The sequence below is a fragment of the Arthrobacter sp. SO5 genome (genome assembly GCF_020532805.1).
Taxonomy (GTDB): domain Bacteria; phylum Actinomycetota; class Actinomycetes; order Actinomycetales; family Micrococcaceae; genus Arthrobacter.
This window is the reverse complement of sequence record NZ_MQTQ01000041.1, coordinates 48,401-65,391: the sequence shown is the minus strand read 5'-3', so window position 1 is coordinate 65,391 and position 16,991 is coordinate 48,401. Positions and strand designations below refer to the sequence as shown.

12 protein-coding genes and 1 pseudogene are annotated in these 16,991 nt (G+C 66.4%); 11 read left to right on the top strand and 2 right to left on the bottom strand.

Annotation, left to right across the window (positions count from 1 at the left end):
* Positions 1-980, bottom strand: a pseudogene (locus tag BJG92_RS07550) (sodium:solute symporter); the annotation flags it as partial.
* 313 nt (positions 981-1,293) lie between these two features.
* Between BJG92_RS07550 and BJG92_RS07545 the strand changes: the two are divergent.
* Positions 1,294-1,869, top strand: a complete 576-nt coding sequence (locus BJG92_RS07545) for a helix-turn-helix domain-containing protein (RefSeq protein ID WP_232083408.1) — start codon at positions 1,294-1,296, stop codon at positions 1,867-1,869.
* Between the two features lie 140 nt (positions 1,870-2,009).
* On the opposite strand, the gene BJG92_RS07540 is transcribed toward BJG92_RS07545, so the two are convergent.
* Entirely contained in the window at positions 2,010-2,876 is an 867-nt protein-coding gene (locus BJG92_RS07540) for a type IV toxin-antitoxin system AbiEi family antitoxin domain-containing protein (RefSeq protein ID WP_232083407.1), read from the bottom strand.
* Between the two features lie 341 nt (positions 2,877-3,217).
* On the opposite strand from BJG92_RS07540, the gene speB reads away from it, so the two are divergent.
* From speB to BJG92_RS07490, 10 genes are all read left to right on the top strand, one after another.
* On the top strand, positions 3,218-4,315 hold the full coding sequence (gene speB, locus BJG92_RS07535) for an agmatinase (protein ID WP_232083406.1): 1,098 nt from the start codon (positions 3,218-3,220) through the stop codon (positions 4,313-4,315).
* The gene (locus tag BJG92_RS07530; RefSeq protein ID WP_232083405.1) at positions 4,312-5,976 is read left to right on the top strand and encodes a thiamine pyrophosphate-binding protein; all 1,665 of its coding nucleotides are present in this window, start codon (positions 4,312-4,314) and stop codon (positions 5,974-5,976) included. The genes speB and BJG92_RS07530 overlap by 4 nt, the downstream gene beginning before the upstream one ends.
* Before the next feature lie 161 nt (positions 5,977-6,137).
* Positions 6,138-6,623 carry a MarR family winged helix-turn-helix transcriptional regulator gene (locus BJG92_RS07525; RefSeq protein ID WP_232083404.1) on the top strand — a complete coding sequence of 162 codons (486 nt, stop codon included), beginning with the start codon at positions 6,138-6,140 and terminating at the stop codon, positions 6,621-6,623.
* A 4-nt stretch (positions 6,624-6,627) separates the two neighbouring features.
* Complete coding sequence (locus BJG92_RS07520; RefSeq protein ID WP_374199770.1) at positions 6,628-8,457, top strand: MFS transporter; 1,830 nt, start codon at positions 6,628-6,630, stop codon at positions 8,455-8,457.
* A 263-nt stretch (positions 8,458-8,720) separates the two neighbouring features.
* The gene (locus tag BJG92_RS07515) at positions 8,721-10,454 is read left to right on the top strand and encodes an ABC transporter ATP-binding protein (RefSeq protein WP_232083403.1); all 1,734 of its coding nucleotides are present in this window, start codon (positions 8,721-8,723) and stop codon (positions 10,452-10,454) included.
* 155 nt (positions 10,455-10,609) lie between these two features.
* Positions 10,610-12,538, top strand: a complete 1,929-nt coding sequence (locus BJG92_RS07510; RefSeq protein ID WP_232083483.1) for an ABC transporter ATP-binding protein — start codon at positions 10,610-10,612, stop codon at positions 12,536-12,538.
* Between the two features lie 53 nt (positions 12,539-12,591).
* Positions 12,592-13,014, top strand: coding sequence for a thioesterase family protein (locus BJG92_RS07505; RefSeq protein ID WP_232083402.1), 423 nt, complete (start codon positions 12,592-12,594; stop codon positions 13,012-13,014).
* Between the two features lie 129 nt (positions 13,015-13,143).
* Complete coding sequence (locus BJG92_RS07500; RefSeq protein ID WP_232083401.1) at positions 13,144-13,410, top strand: hypothetical protein; 267 nt, start codon at positions 13,144-13,146, stop codon at positions 13,408-13,410.
* An 80-nt stretch (positions 13,411-13,490) separates the two neighbouring features.
* Positions 13,491-15,722, top strand: coding sequence for an McrB family protein (locus BJG92_RS07495; RefSeq protein WP_232083400.1), 2,232 nt, complete (start codon positions 13,491-13,493; stop codon positions 15,720-15,722).
* A complete protein-coding gene (locus BJG92_RS07490; RefSeq protein ID WP_232083399.1) occupies positions 15,709-16,950 on the top strand; it encodes an McrC family protein in 1,242 nt (413 codons plus the stop codon). Before BJG92_RS07495 ends, BJG92_RS07490 begins: the two co-directional genes overlap by 14 nt.
* Positions 16,951-16,991 lie beyond the last annotated feature (41 nt).

Sequence of the window (16,991 nt, the reverse complement as noted above, 5' to 3'; positions counted from 1 at the left end):
GTGGACATCATGGCGGCGACGGCAGCGGCGAGGACGAGCCCGCCGATGCCGATCGGCAGCAGGTTGGTGGCGACCTCTGCGTAGACAACATCCTTGCCGAGGCCCTTGACGTCGATGTCCGGCAGCGCGACGCGGGCGCCGAGGCCGATCAGGGCGCCGGCCGCGCCGTAGAGGATGCAGTAGATGCCGGCGGTGGCGCCGCCCCAGCGGGCGACAGTGGGGGTCTTGGCCGTGAAGACGCGCTGCCAGATGTCCTGGCCGATCAGCAGGCCCAGGGTGTAGACGACGAAGTAGGTGATGATCGTCTGGATGCCAATGCCGTCAATCTGGAAGAAACTGGCGTCGACGCGGGCGCGGATGCCCTCGAAACCGCCGGCGGCGTTGAGCGTGAATGGCAGCATCAGGAGGAAGATGCCGACGGTCTTGATGACGAACTGGACCTGGTCGGCCAGGGTGATGGACCACATGCCGCCGATGGTCGAGTAGACCAGGACGATCGCGCCGCCAATGGCAATGGCGAGGGCGCGGTCCCAGCCGAAGAGCACCACAAAAATGGTGGCGTACGCGCCGGTGGACGTGGCGCAGAGCATCAGAGTGTAGGCGAGCATCACGATGCCCGAGGTCTGGGTGGCGTTGCTGCCGTAGCGCAGGCTCAGCATCTGGGAGACGGTGTAGATTTTCAGCTTCTGGATGGTGCTGGCGAAAAGCAGGCTCAGCAGGAGCACGCCCGCGCCGATCGCCACCACGAGCCACATGCCGGAAATGCCGAATTTGTAGCCGAGGCCGACGCCGCCGACGGTGGAGGCGCCGCCAAGCACGACGGCGGCCATGGTGCCGGTATACAGGAACGGGCCGAGGCGGCGGCCGGCGACCAGAAAGTCGCTATTATTCTTGGTGCGGGACTTGCCCCACCAGCCGAATGCCAGCATGGCGACCAGGTACACCACGACGATGGCGATGTTGACGAAACTTGCGTCCATTAAGGGGCTCCTCGGAGCTGTTCGAAGCAGGGCCCAACCTCCGGCCGCGCTAGTGCGTCCGGAGTCTCGCTGCTTTTTGACGGGTACTTGAACGGTTGGGAAAGTGTCGCTCGGTGTGCGCTGAGGAACTTCCGCCCTGGCTAGATGGCATTCATTGCCTATGAGGCAACACTTGTTGCCACAGAGTATGTTGTGACCCCGCTAACAGTCAAGGCTAATTTCGTGGCGTGGCGGCATGCGTCAGCCGGAGCCTCGGCCCCGCTAGTATTGCTCCAATGATGGGGCCAAGCGGCCGGCCGTGAAAGGTTCCTAAATGAAGGCTCTACCAGTTGAACCGAGCAATGTTCCCGTTGCGATCGGTTCCAGGATCCGTGCCGCCCGGCAGTCGCAACGGCTCACCATCGAGCAGGTTGCCGACGCCACCGGGCTGACCAAGGGCTTCCTGAGCCGGGTTGAGCGGGACCTCACCTCACCGTCCGTTGCCTCCCTCGTAACGCTGTGCCAGGTGCTTTCCATCTCGATCGGCGACCTCTTCGCGGCCCCCGAAACGCACCTCACCAAGCAAAGTGAAGGCCCGCGGATCTCCCTTGGCGGCGAGGGGATCGTGGAGCGCCTGCTTACCGCCCGCTCCGAGCGGCGCGTCCAGATCATCCAGGCCGTGATCGAGCCGCGCGGCCGCGGTGAGTCGGAACTCTATGCCGTGGACTGTGACGTCGACGTGCTGCACGTGGTTAGAGGCAGCATCCGGCTGATCCTCACCAACGAGGAATTCGAACTGCACAGCGGCGACACCGTGACTTTCCCGGGCCGCGAGCCGCACACGTGGGTCAACCCCACGGATGAGGCCGTCGAGGTGCTCTGGGTGCTGGTTCCCGCGGCCAGCCGCTAGCCGCCTACTGCCGGCCGCCCGCGCCTTGCTTCTTGTGGCGGCTTCGACGCTTCCTCCCGGTTGCTTCAGCCCTGGCTGCTCCGCAGCCTGGGCGGCCCCCGGACATCACCGGTGGGACGCTGCCGGGCATGGGTGGCCGCTCAAGTATCCGGGAGGGAGCGCTGCGCCGCCGGACCCTGGGCCAGCCCCGGAGAACTATGGCGCCTGTCCAGCACTGCCCGGATCTCGGCCAGAACCCGCTGCGGCTCGAACCAGATATGCTCCGGCATGTACCGGAGCACGGCGAAACCGTTCACCGTTGACGTGTTATTCCGGTTCAGGTCCCGGCGCATGGCACCACGGCCGGAGTGAAACGCGAAGCCGTCCACCTCCACGATCAGGAATCCCTCGATCAGGAAGTCGACCCGGCCGATCCCCGGAAGCTGGACCTGGGCGTCGAAGGCTATGCCGTTCGTGCGGAACAAATATTGGGCATCGACCTCCACAAGGGACTCGGCGCGCAGATCAAGCTCATGAAGTGCGTTCAGTGCCGGCCCCGATTTGTCACTCGTCAGCTGGGCCTTGAGCAGTTCCAAAGGCACGCCGTGACGGCGCATTGCCGAGGTTGCCATGGCCGTCGAGGCCGGGGGAGGGAGGCAGGTCATGGCATGCAGCACCACATCCTCGACGGCAGCCAGCGGCAACGTCCCGTGGCCATCGAACCGGACGGTCCGGTGCCGGACGAACCCGCCGCCGTGTCCGTGATTGCAGGCCAGATGATGCTGGGCGGGTGGCTCCCGCAGCCAGAGTCCGTAGTGCCCGGCAGCACTCGCGCAGCTCACACGTGCGTTGTGCCGGACCGCCGCCAGTAGCTCGAGTCTGCACTCGGGAAGTGCGAACACGCCACGTCGGGGTTGTCGCACGGCGCCCGCGAGCCGGGCGATGTCGGTCCGGGAGTAGCCCGCGGCCAGTAGTTGTCCGGTACGGGCCACGCCGCCCAGTCCGGCAAGGTAGTGAAGAACGTCCATTCCTTCAGTTCACCCCCTGGCGGGCAGGGTTGTAACCGCGACTCGGGACTATCTGGATAAGTGGAGGGGTGGCCGGTCTGCGCTCCTTCCCGGTTGCCCGGCCTCCCGGCGGCGCGAGGCCCGGCCGCAGGCCCGGAATTTCCCGGAATTTCCCGGAATTCCGCGGATGCGCCGGGGTGCGCGGCGATGTAAGCGGGAAGGAGCGTCAGCCCGTGCCGCGTGCCTCGCGTCAGGTGCCGCAAGCCGCCAATCTTTGGTAAACAAATGATGCGCAATACGAAACTTCGAGTGTATGATGGCTGTCACACCCGTCGGTCAATCCTCGAAGGAGAGGCTTTCTTTTGGAAGAGCTGCGCATCGAGGCCAATGGCAACCTTGGCCCCATCGATTCATCCCGCATTCCGCGCTACGCGGGAGCCGCCACCTACGCCCGCCTGCCGCGGCTGGACCAGGTGGCCAAAGCCGACGTCACCGTAGTCGGCGTGCCCTTCGATTCCGGCGTCTCCTACCGCCCCGGCGCCCGCTTCGGCGCCAACCACGTCCGCGAGGCCAGCCGGCTGCTGCGCCCGTACAACCCGGCCTGGGACGTCAGCCCCTTCGAAAACATACAGGTGGCCGACGCCGGCGACATGGCGGTCAATCCCTTCAACATCAATGACGCGATCGAGACCGTCCAGCAGAACGCCCTGGACCTGACGGCCTCCGGCAGCAAGCTCCTGACCCTCGGCGGGGACCACACCATCGCCCTGCCCCTGCTCCGCGCCGCCGCCGAGCGCGCCGGCCAGCCTGTCGCGATGCTGCACTTCGACGCGCACCTGGACACCTGGGACACCTACTTCGGCGCCGAATATACGCACGGTACGCCCTTCCGCCGCGCCGTCGAGGAAGGCATCCTGGACACCGAGGCGATCAGCCACATCGGCACCCGCGGCCCGCTCTACGGCAAGAAGGACCTCGACGACGACCACCGCTTCGGCTTCGGCATCGTCACCTCCGCCGACGTCTACTACCAGGGCGTCCTGGAAACCGTCGCCAAGGTCCGCGACCGGATCGGCAACCGCCCGCTGTACATCTCCGTGGACATCGATGTCCTGGATCCCGCCCACGCCCCCGGCACCGGAACCCCGGAAGCCGGCGGCATCACCAGCCGTGAGCTGCTGGAAATCATCCGCGGCTTCCGCGGCATGAACCTGGTGGGGGCCGACGTCGTCGAGGTCGCCCCCGCGTACGACCACGCCGACATCACCGGCGTTGCCGCCAGCCACGTCGCGTACGAACTCATCACGCTGATGGCGGACCGCGCTGTCGAGGGCAGCAGGGAGGGCACGGCCAACGGCTACGCCGCCCAGGCGCTGGGCCAGGAATCCCGCCGGCCGGCCGGCTTTGCTCCGGCGGCCGGCTTCGCGGCCCCGCGGGTCCAGAGCGGGGCCTCCCAGTGAGCGGCGTACGCAACGGCGGTGACCTCGTCGTCGAAACCCTTGAGGCACTTGGGGCCAAAACGGTCTTCGGCATCCCCGGCCAGCATGCCCTGGGCCTGTTCGATGCGATGGGCCGCGGGAACCTGCACTTCGTCTCCTCCCGCGTCGAGAACAACTCGGCCTTCGCTGCGGACGGCTACTCCCGCGCCACCGGCGAGGTCGGTGTCCTCTTCCTCTCCACGGGTCCGGGCGCGCTGACGTCCCTGGCGGGCCTCCAGGAGGCCTATGCCACGGGCGTGCCCATGGTGGTCATCGCCAGCCAGATCCCGCTCGAGGGCCTTGGCGCCCGACGCAAGGGCATGCTGCACCAGCTCGATGACCAGAAGGCCTCGGCCGCGAACGTCACTAAGAGCCAGCGGCTGATCCAGCACGCCTCGGGTATCCCCTCGGCCATCCAGGACGCCTGGACTGAGGCGATCTCCTCGCCGCAGGGCCCCGTCTGGCTTGAAATCCCGCAGAATGTGCTCTTGGATCCCATCATGGTGCCCCCGGTGGAGGATGCCCTGGCCGAGGCCGCGGACAACCCGCCCCGGGTGGAGCTGGTCCGTGAGGCCGTGAAGTGGCTCTCGACGGCGGAACGTCCCGCGATCATCGCCGGCGGCGGCACCCGCCGCGGCCGGGCCGAGAAGTCCCTGCTCTCCATCGCGGAGAAGCTGCGGGCCCCGGTGATCTGCACCCCCGGCGGCAACGGTGCGTTCCCCTGGAACCATGAGCTCGCGCTGCAGTCCTGGGTCGAGGACCAGCACATGACGGAGCTGCTCGAGGACGCCGACGTGCTGATCGTTATCGGCTCCTCGCTCGGCGAGGTCACGTCCAACTACTTCACGTTCGAACCGCGCGGCCGGATCATCCAGATCGACGCCGAACCCCGCGTCCTCGAATCCAACCGTCCGGGGCTCGGCATCCGGGCCGACGCCGGCCAGGCCCTCGCCGCCCTCGACGCCGCCCTGACCGAACCGCACGGTGAACGCGCCGACTGGCACGGAACCGCCCCCGAGGCTCTGGTCAAAGAGTCCCTGGCCAAGGTCAGGGCCCGCCTGGAATCCCAGGACCTCGGCAAGGAACTGAAGTTCATGGCCGACATCCGCGAGGCCGTTCCCGCGGATATGCAGACGTTCTGGGACATGACAATTTCGGCCTACTGGGCATGGAGCTGCTGGGACGCCCGGCAGGGCCAGTTCCACTCCGCGCAGGGCGCCGGCGGGCTCGGCTTCGGCTTTCCCGCGGCGATCGGCGGCGCCGTCGGCCTGGAAACGACCGGCAACCCGGGCGGTTCGGCCCGGGTGCTCGCCGTCTCCGGCGATGGCTCCGCGATGTACTCGATCTCGGAACTGGCCACCGCCAAGCAGCACAATGTCCCGGTCACCTGGCTGATCGTGGACGACGGCGGCTACGGCATCCTGCGCGAGTACATGGTGGGAGCCTTCGGCAAGGCCACGGCCACCGAACTCGCCCGCCCGGACTTCGCGAAGCTGGCAGAGTCCTTCGGAGTGCCGGCGGTCCGGGTCGCCCCGGAGCATGTCGGGGAGGCGCTAAAGGCAGGCTTCGCGGCGGACGGGCCGAACGTCGTCGTCGTCGAAACACTCCTTGCGATGTTCGCCCCCACGCACCTGGACGTGTAAGCCCCACCCTCCACGTCGCGAACGTACACCTCAGGCCCCGAATCCGCCCGGATCCGGGGCCTGAGGTGTAAGTGGGCACAACCACATTCACCGCTTAGTTTCCCAAAGCAATCACTTTCCGGTATAGTTGCTTCGGGCAAGCAATTAAGGGGCGTCACAAAATGTCAGTTGCATCGACCACTGCAGCCGAACTGGTCCATCAAATCTTTGATCTTCAGCGTGCCGTGCGGTGCGTCGCGGCGGCCAACCTGCGCGGCGATGAGACCGGGGTGGCACTCCAGGGCGTCTTGCGCTTTGTGGGGGAGGGCGAGACCAGGGCCACGCAGCTCGCGGAGCGGCTCGGTGTGAGCGCTCCGGTGCTCAGCCGGCACGTCGCCGAACTAATCGACCAGGGCTACGTGGTGCGCCGGCCGGATCCCGAGGACGGGCGGGCGCAGCTCATCGCACTCTCACCGTCAGGGATCGAGAAGCTCCGCTCCATCGAGGCCCAGCGCGCCGCGACCCTGCAGGGCTTCCTGCAGGACTGGAGCGAAGACGACGTCGAAGAGACCTCAAAAACCCTAAAGAAACTAGCTGAATCCCTACGGACTTCAGCCCGGGCAAAGGCGGCCGGATCCCCAGACACGAGCAACTTTGTTGAGGAGTAAATTAATGGCCAGCCACGCTGCCACCGCCGGGCCATCCCCGGCTCCCACCCCGCTCTCGCACCCGGCACCGCAGGTCGCGATGACCCACCGCCAGATCATGGAAGCCCTGACCGGCATTCTCGCCGCGTTTTTCACGGCGATCATCAGCAGCACGATCGTCGCGAACGCCCTTCCCACCATCATGTCCGAGCTCAACGGAACCCAGACGGACTTCGCCTGGGTCATCACCGCGGCGCTGCTGGCAAACGCCGCGACCACCCCGATCTGGGGCAAGCTGGCGGACCTCTTTAACAAGAAAGTCCTGGTCCAGCTCAGCATCGTGATCTTCGTGTCCGGCTCCGTCATGGCGGGCCTGTCCGAGACGATCCCTCTCCTGCTGACAGCGCGCGTGATCCAGGGCATCGCCATGGGCGGGCTCACCGCCCTGGCAATGGCCATTATCGGCTCAATCATCCCGCCGCGCGACCGGGGAAAATACTCCGGCTACATGGGCGCCGTCATGGCCGTCGGCACAGCCGGCGGTCCGCTGCTCGGCGGCTTCATCGTGGACAGCCCGCTGGGCTGGCGCTGGACCTTTTTCGTCTGCGTTCCGCTGGCAGTTGTGGCGCTCATCCTGCTGCAGGTCACCCTGAAACTGCCGCATGTCAGGCGCCCGGCGAAGATCGACTGGCTCGGCTCCATCCTGCTGACCTCCGGTGTGAGCCTGCTGCTGATCTGGGTTTCCTTCGCCGGCAACCCGGACTACTACGACTGGTGGTCCTGGCAGACGGCGGCGATGGTCGGCGGCGGCGTCGCCCTGCTGGCCCTGCTGGTCCTGGTCGAATCCAAGGTGCCGCAGCCGATCATTCCGCTGAAAATCATCTCCCAGCGCACCACCGCCCTCGCCATCCTGGCCTCGATCGCCGTCGGCGTCGGGATGTTCGGTTCCTCCGCCTTCCTCGGCCAGTACTTCCAGGTGGCGCGCGGCGCATCACCGACCGAAGCCGGGCTCCTGACCCTGCCGATGATCGCCGGCAACCTGATCGGTTCCGTGGCTTCCGGGCAGCTGATCAGCCGGACCGGAAAGTGGAAGCGGTACCTGGTCGCGGGCTCCATCCTGTTGATTAGCGGCCTCGGACTGACCGGAACCATCGATCACACCACCGAACTCTGGCTGACCGGCGTCTACACCGCGATCCTCGGCCTCGGCCTGGGCCTGCTGATGCAAAACCTTGTCCTGGCCGTGCAGAACACCGTGCGGGCCAGCGAGATCGGAACTGCCAGCGCCTCCGTGGCGTTTTTCCGGTCCATCGGCGGAGCCATCGGCGTCTCGGTCCTGGGTGCCATCTTGGGCAACCGGGTCAAGGAACTCGCCACCGAGGGCTTCGCGGCCGCCGGGATTCCCACCTCCGGGGGTGCCGGCGCCAGCTTGGACCTCAAGGACCTGCCTGAGCCCGTCCGCGAGATCATGCGGGCCGCCTATGGTGACGCGACGGCCCAGATCTTTACGGTCTCGGCGATCATCGGTGTGGTTGCCCTGGTTGCGATCCTGTTCATCAAGGAACAGCCTCTCCGGCGCACCGTGGACATCCAGCCCGAGGCTGCGGCTTCCGCCCGCGGGGGTTCCGACGTCGACGCCGGAGCTGCCGCCCGCGCTGCGGGCGACGCCGGAGCTGCCGCCCGCGCTGCGGGCGACGCCGGAGCTGCCGCCCGCACTGCGGGCGACGCCGCGCCGGGAACGGGGATTGTCGATCTCGACCGGGAATTCATCGAGGTGCTGGCCCGCCAGCGCGCCGGCGAAGACCGGGCGGCGGCGGACTTCGTCGCAACGCCCGGCCGGCACCGCAGGGACTAGCGCCACCGACGAACTGGCGGGACGAAAAGACCCCGCGGTTTGCCCGCTAAGGAGCCCGCGGTCCCTGGGCCGGCCCGAAGCGGGAAACGTACACCGTTTGGATGATCTTTGGTGCCGGTGTTCCGCGGGGGCGGTGGATTTCGTAGAGTTGGATGGCAATGGCTGTCAGTCCCCGCTGCTATGACTGGTGCATTGCTGGAAGTTCCCTTTCCAGCTGTCTCTTCCGCCTCAAATATTCGCTATTTCCCAAAGGACCCGTGGGCATGCTTGTCACCCTCATGCGGCGCTTCTCCAAGCCGTATCTGCCGTACATCACCGCAGTCATCATTTTCCAGTTGGCCTCGACGATCGCGGCGCTATACCTTCCCAGCCTCAATGCCCAGATCATCGACCAGGGCGTCAGCCGTGGGGACACGGACTATATCTGGCGCACCGGCGGGCTGATGCTCGGTGTGGCCCTGGTCCAGGTTGTTACCGCGATCGCCGGCGTCTACTTCGGTTCCAAAGCCGCGATGGCATTCGGCCGGGATCTGCGCAGGGGTGTTTTCCGCAAGGTCAGCAGCTTCTCCGCCCGGGATGTGAATGTCTTCGGCGCGCCGACGCTCATCACGCGCGGCACCAACGACGTCCAGCAGGTCCAGATGCTCATGCTGATGGCACTGAACTTCATGGTGGCCACGCCGATCATGTGCATCGGCGGGATCTTCATGGCCATCCGCGAGGACCTCAACCTCTCCTGGCTGGTGTGGGTTTCCGTACCCGTGCTGGTTGTCGTAGTGGGCTACCTCGTGGTCCGGCTGATGCCGCTGTTCCGTACCATGCAGACCAAGATCGACCGGCTAAACGGGATCCTGCGTGAGCAGATCATCGGCATCCGCGTGGTCCGGGCGTTCGTGCGAGAGCCCCACGAGGCCCAGCGCTTCGGTGCAGCCAACAAGGAACTCACCGACGTCTCCCTGAAGATCGGCGCCCTGTTTGTCCTGATGTTCCCCGCGATCGGCATGATCCTGCACGTCTCCACCGCCGCCGTGCTCTGGTTCGGCGGCCAGCGCGTCGACGCCGGCGAGATGCAGATAGGCTCGCTGACGGCCTTCCTGCAGTACCTGCTGCAGATCCTGATGGCCGTCATGATGGGGACTTTCATGGCGATGATGATCCCGCGCGCCTCGGTCTGCGCGGACCGCATCGGCGAGGTGCTCGACGTCGAACCGTCCATCCATGAGCCTGCCGCCCCGGTGGCTCCGGCTGAAAAGGCAGGCCGGGTGGAGTTCCGTGACGTGTCCTTCGCCTACCCGGGAGCCGAGGCGCCGGTGCTCAGCAACATCAGCTTCACGGCCGAACCCGGCCAGACCGTTGCGATCATCGGTTCCACCGGGGCCGGCAAGACCAGCCTGCTGGCCCTGCTGCCGCGCCTCTACGATGCCGAGTCGGGTGACGTGCTGCTCGACGGCGTCCCGGTCACCGAACTGGACCGGGCGGAGATCACCCAGCGCGTGGCCATGGTCCCTCAGCGGCCCTACCTGTTCTCCGGAACCATCGAGCACAACCTGCGATTCGGCAAGCCCGAGGCCACGGACGAGGAGTTGTGGGACGCGCTGACCGTGGCGCAGGCCGCGGACTTCGTGCGCGAGAAGAAGGACGGCCTCGGCGCACGGATCGCCCAGGGCGGCACCAACGTCTCGGGCGGGCAGCGCCAGCGGCTGTGCATCGCCAGGGCCCTCGTCACCACGCCGAAGGTGTTCCTGTTCGATGACTCGTTCTCGGCGCTGGACGTCGCCACCGACGCCAGGCTCCGCCGAGCACTCAAGGCGAAGACCGCCGATGCCACGGTGATCATCGTGGGCCAGCGCATTTCCACCATCGCCGACGCAGACCAGATCCTGGTGCTTGAGAAGGGCCGGATCGTGGACCGCGGCACCCACGAGGAGCTGCTGGAGCATTCCAGCACGTACCAGGAAATTGTCGAATCCCAGCTGACCGCGGAGGCCGTGGCGTGAGCACCAACGAAAAGACCATGCCGGCCGGTAAACCAGCGCACACCACGGCTGCGGACGCAACCCTTTCCAACGCGCCGGATACCGCAGGTGCGGATGGGCCGCCCGACGACGACTTCTACGAAGAGGAATTCACCCCCGGCGAGGCCGATGGCGGCATGTTCGGCGCCGTGCCCGCCAAGAAGGCCGAGCACTTCTGGCCCTCCGCGAAGCGGCTGATGGGGCTGCTGAAACCGGAGCGGGCCGGAATCATCGTGGTCCTCGCGATGGTGACTGTCGCCGTCGTCCTGAACGTCATCGCCCCGCGGATCCTGGGCCAGGCGATGGACGTGATCTTCGCGGGAGTGGTGGGCAAGCAGCTCCCGGCCGGGGCCACCAAGGACCAGTTCATCGCCGGCCTGCGCGCCCAGGGCCAGGACAACTTCGCGGACATGCTCGCCAGGATGGATGTGGTGCCCGGCGCGGGCGTCGACTTCCAGCAGCTCGCATACCTCATCAGCGTGGTGCTGGTGATGTACTTCGTCGCCAACATCTTCCTCTGGCTGCAGGGCTACGTGTTGAACATCCTCGTCATGCGGGTGGTCCGGAAGCTCCGTGATGACACCGAGAAGAAACTGAACAAGCTGCCGCTGAACTACTTCGACACGCGCCAGCGCGGCGACATCCTCTCCCGCGTCACGAATGACGTGGACAACATCCAGCAGGCCCTGCAGCAGGCCTTCGCCCAGCTCGTGAACTCTGCGCTGACGGTGATCGGCATCGTCATCATGATGTTCATCGTGTCGTGGCAGCTGGCACTTATCGCCCTGGTCGCGCTCCCGCTCTCGGCTCTCGCCGCCGGCATCATCGGCTCCCGCAGCCAGAAGCTCTTCGCCGCCCAGTGGAAGAATACGGGCGAGCTCAACGGCCAAATCGAAGAGTCTTTCTCGGGCCATGACATCGTCCGGGTCTTCGGCCGCGACGCCGACATGCTGGCCCGCTTCGACGAGCGGAACGAGGAACTCTACCGGGCCAGCTTCGGCGCCCAGTTCGTGTCCGGCATGATCATGCCGGTCATGCAGTTTGTCTCCTACCTCAGCTACGTGGGGATCGCGGTCGTCGGCGGCCTGCGCGTGGCCTCCGGCGGGATGAGCCTGGGCGACGCCACCGCGTTCATCCAGTACTCGCGCGAGTTCACCCAGCCGCTGGGCCAGATGGCCGGCATGGCCAACATGCTGCAGTCCGGCGTCGCCTCCGCCGAGCGGGTGTTCGAGTTCCTCGACGCGGAGGAGCAGAACGCCGAAACTGCCACCGAACACCTTCCGGCCAAGACCGACGGCCACGTGGATTTCCGGCGCGTCACCTTCAGCTACTCCCCGGACAAGCCACTGATCGAGGATCTGTCCTTCACCGCGGAGCCCGGAAACACGGTGGCGATCGTCGGTCCCACAGGTGCGGGCAAGACCACACTCGTGAACCTCGTGATGCGCTTCTACGAGCTCAACGGCGGCAGCATTACGCTCGACGGCGTCGACGTCACCCAACTAAGCCGTGCCGAACTGCGTTCCAAGGTGGGCATGGTGCTGCAGGACGCGTGGCTGTTCGGCGGCACCATCTACGACAACATCCGCTACGGCAAGCTGGACGCCACCGAGGAGCAGGTGCTGGAGGCAGCCCGGGCCACGTTCGTCGACCGCTTCGTCCGGGCACTCCCGGACGGCTACGACACGATCATCGACGAGGAAGGCAACAACGTCAGCGCTGGCGAGAAGCAGCTCATCACCATTGCCCGGGCCTTCGTGGCCAACCCTTCGCTGCTGATCCTCGACGAAGCGACGAGTTCGGTGGACACCCGCACCGAGGTGCTGGTGCAAAAAGCCATGGCGGCGCTGCGCACGGACCGCACGAGCTTCGTCATCGCTCACCGGCTCTCCACCATCCGCGACGCCGACACCATCCTGGTCATGGAGGCCGGCCGGATCGTGGAGCAGGGCCGGCACTCGGAACTCCTGGAACTGAAGGGCGCCTACTACCGCCTGTACATGTCGCAGTTCGCCGGCGAGGACGCCGAGGCGTTTGCCGAGGATCCGATGGCGGTGCGGAGCTGAACGCGGCGGCCGGGTCCGTTCCCGAGGCCCGCCGCATCGAGGTGCAGGTGCCGATGCGCTGGGGCGACATGGACGCCTACGGCCACATCAACAATGTCCAGATTGTTCGGATCCTGGAGGAAGCCCGCATCGCGGCCTTTGGGCCGCCCCGCGGCTCCGGGCTGCCGGGGATCGAGCCCTCCGTGCCGCTCTTCAACGAGGTGCCGGAAGGAACGCTGGCCCTCGTCGTGGAGCACAAGATCCGCTACGTCAAGACCCTCGAGTACCGCAACGTTCCCGCCGTCGTGCAGCTGTGGATCGGGGCTGTGAAGGGCGCGAGCTTCGACATCCACTACCTGGTGCAGGATCCCGCTACCAGGGAAGACTGCGTCCGGGCCACGAGCCACCTCGCCTTTGTGGATGAGGCCACCGGACGGGTGCTGCGGCTGACCCCGGAGCAGAAAGAAAAGCTCTCGCCATTTATGGCCGCCCAATAGGTCCGATGGACCCTACCCCGGGGTTCGGATGGAACCTTAGGATGAACTACCGCTGGAGCGACCTCCCAGAGCATCCCTCCGGAACTGGCCGGCCTGGAAGACAACCTGGAATATATAGGAGCACAGATCATGGTGAACAAGAGCAAGAAGAGGGCCCAGAAGAGGGCCCAGCAGAAGACCTGGAAGGAACTCTCGCCCATAGGGAAGGTCGGAACCATCACCGCGGCCGTCGTCCAGCTCTCGCTCCTGATCGCGGCCCAGAAGGACATTTCGCGCCGCCCGGCAGAGCAGATCCGTGGCAGCAAGGCCCTGTGGCGGATGGCCACCCTGGTCAACTTCGTCGGCCCCGGCAGCTACTTCACCTTCGGCATCAAGCGCACGCGTGCCGCCAAGTAGCCGGGAGCACTATCTACCGTTCAGTAACCTTGGGGCTGCCCGCGATGCGGTCGATCGGCTTTAGCCTGTAAATTGAACGTATGACCCCAGCCAAAAAACCTGCCATGCACCGCGCCCTCGGCATCTCCAGGGAGATCGAAGACGCGGCGTGGTTTGTTTTGGGTCCCGGGCTGCTGGGGAAACCCTCGGCCCTGGACGGGCGCACCAAAACATGGTCGGTGCAGGCCGCAGCGGAGCTGCTGGTGCGCCTGGAGCGCGGGGTGCCGGACTCCAAGGCGCCCATGATGACCAACCTGCGGCAGAACCTTGACGGCGCAACCCGCGGTGCCAAGCAGTTGGCCGTCGAACTGCTCTTCCTGCAGTCCCTGCCGCTGGCGCATGAAGTGAAATCACTCAAGGTCAAGCGCGCCCGGGTGGCGGAGGCCGCGTCCTGGCTGGAGCCGCCACTGGAACTCCCCAGTGAGCTCTACGCGGGGATGACGGACCACGGCGTGATCCGGGACCGGACAGCGGAATTCAACTGGACCATCTGGGACCAGCTCAAATGGCTGTGCCGCTTCGTGCAGCACGTTGCCCAGCGTCCCGCCGGCGTCGTCGCGGCTGCCGTCAAGGACCCGCTGGCGTTCCACCAGCTCGTGGCCGGCACACCGGATGATCAGCCGGCCATCCGGCGCAGCATCGAATTCCTGGTCTGGCCCAGCTACTTCGAACCCGTCGTGGCCGACGTTGAACGCCAGGAGATCCGGGACGCTTTTGCCTCGCTCGTGGGAGGCGCGAAGGGCGACAGCGACGAGGAGATTTCCGCGGACATCCAACGCATCCGCCTGCACCTCGACGAACAGGCAGGCCAGCGCATCGACTGGTACTCCCGCCAGCTGGTGAGCCAGTGGCGGAAGGTGGGCGACCCCGGCCGCCGGGCCTGGCTGCTGCGCACCCACCACGACAACACCGAACTGCTGAACGCCTGGCAAGGCGAGGAGACGCTGACACTCGACGTCGAGCACCTCCGCCTGCTGGACCCGGGCGTCACCGCCGGGCTGGTCCAGCATGCCGTGGACGAGGACTACAAGCACCTCGGCTATGTGGAGCGCGAGGACACCAAGACCGCCGTGTTCGCGTTTCTGACCGTAATGAAGCCAGGGGACCTGACCCTGTACCAGAGCTCCGGAACCGTCCGCGTGGGCGTGGTCCTCGGCGAGCCGGAGCACCACGAGGACAATCGCCGGCTGCACCGCAAGGTCCGCTGGTTCGACGAAACCCATGACATCGCCGAGCTGCCCCGGCACGTGCAGCGGCAGCTGGCCACCTCCGGCATCATCGTTGACATCACCCGCGTCATCCAGGCCCTCGAGGCGCTCCTGCCGGCCGAAGCGGAGGCGGAGCCTGGCGACGGCCCTACGCCGGACGCCGTCGTCGAACCCGCGTGTGAAGGTTTCCGCCCGCTGACGGAGGACTTCGCTGAATCCATGCACATGGACCTGGAGCCGCTGCAGGAAATCGCGGAACTGCTCGAAGAAAACCGGCAGCTGGTGCTCTACGGCCCGCCCGGCACCGGCAAGACCTTTCTCGCCAAGCAACTGGCCGCCCAGCTGGCCGGCGACGCTGCCGACGAGCGGGTCAAGTTGGTGCAGTTCCACCCCTCGTACGCCTATGAGGACTTCTTTGAGGGCTTCAGGCCGGACAAGACCGACGAGGGCCAGGTGTCCTTCAAGCTGGTCGCCGGGCCGCTGCGCCGGATCGCCGAAGAGGCCGCCAAACCCGGCAACGAGAGCAAACCGTACTTCCTGATCATCGATGAGATGAACCGGGCCAACCTCGCCAAGGTGTTTGGCGAGTTGTACTTCCTGCTGGAATACCGCGACGACCGGATCTACCTGCAGTACAGCCCCAACGAGCCGTTCACGCTGCCGGACAACCTGTACATCATCGGCACCATGAACACCGCGGACCGGTCCATCGCCATGATGGACGCAGCCATCCGGCGCCGTTTCTCCTTCATCGAGCTGCACCCGAAGACCGAGCCCGTGAAGGGAACCCTGCTGCGCTTCCTACAGGCCAGGGACCTGGATACGACGCCGGCCGTGCTGATGGACGCCCTCAACGACGCGATCGACGAGTGGGACCGGGACCTCATGATCGGGCCGTCCTACTTCATGAAGCCATCCGCGCAGACGCCCAAGGGCCTGCGTCGGATCTGGAAGTTCGAGCTGATGCCGCTGCTCGAGGAGCACTACCACGGCCAGCTCAACCGGGCACAGCTGGAGGAGCGGTTCGGGCTGGACCAACTGCTCGGACGCCTTGCGCGCGTCTAGCCTGGCCGCCTCGCCGCTCCGCCGGATCGTCCTTGATGAGCTCTCCTGCGGCATCGTGGACCGGATCGATCCGGGCAGCGCTGCCTACATCAACGGCAGCGGCCTGGCCAAGGTGTCACCCATGGGCATGGGCCTGTACCGGATTGAGCCGGTCGGAAAAGTCGGCTCCGTGCGCACCCCCACGGTGCAGCTCGAGGTGCGGCCGAAGGAGCGGCTGGGCCTGGGCAGGCTCCTGTTCCTGCTCGGCTACGCAGGAAACCAGGGCTTCCGTGACGATTCCGTCGCGGCGTCTGAGGAACCGGAGCTGTGGAGTGCACTGGCCGCGTCCCTGGCGCAGCTCGCAGAACGCGCGCTCAGCCGCGGCGTGCTGCAGGGCTACCTGAACGTGGAGGAATCGCTCAGGACGGTCAAGGGCAGGATCCGCATCTCGGACCAGATCTCCCGCCGGCCCGGAATGCTCGTGCCGCTGGAGGTGTCCTACGACGAGTTCACCGAGGACATCGCGGAGAACCGCATCCTGCGCGCCGCGCTTGAACGGATGTCCCGGGTGCCCGGTGTGCGCCCCGAAGTGCTGAGCCGCCTGCGCCGGCTCAACGGCAAGCTCGCCGCTGTCACCCGCCTGCAGTCCGGCGCACCCCTGCCGGTGTGGCGCGCCAGCCGGATGAACGCGCGGTACCACGAGGCGCTGAGGCTTGCCGAGGTGATCCTGCGCAACGCCTCGGCGGAGGCCGGCGACGGCAAGCAACAGTCGGCGTCGTTTGTGGTGGACATGTCCACGGTGTTCGAGGACTTTGTCGGGACGGCACTGCGGGAGGCCATGGCGGCCTATCCGGGGGAGATGCGGCTCCGGTACAACGCCCTGCTGAACGAGGCTGTCCGCGACACGGATCGGATCGTGGTGCAGCCCGGCGCCGTCCACCTGCTCGGTGGCCGGCCGGTGATGGTCTACGACGCCAAGTACCAGGCCGCGGCCGACGTCGGGGCGTCACTTTCGGCGGACCACTACCGGATGCTGGCCTACTGCACCTCGCTTCGGGTCCCGACGGCGTGGCTGATTTATCCGGGCGCCGGAGAAATCAAACTGCGCCGGATCCTCAATACCGATATTGATGTGGTGGAGTTCCCGCTGGACTTGTCCCTGCCCCCGGCCGAGATCCTGGCCTCAGTCGCGGATCTCGCGCAGCAGTCCTGGGGCGAAGTGGTGCGTCAGGCGACGATCAGCCGCTGAGGGCTTCTACTGACGGCGGCGGCTGACGGCGGCGGGCGGAG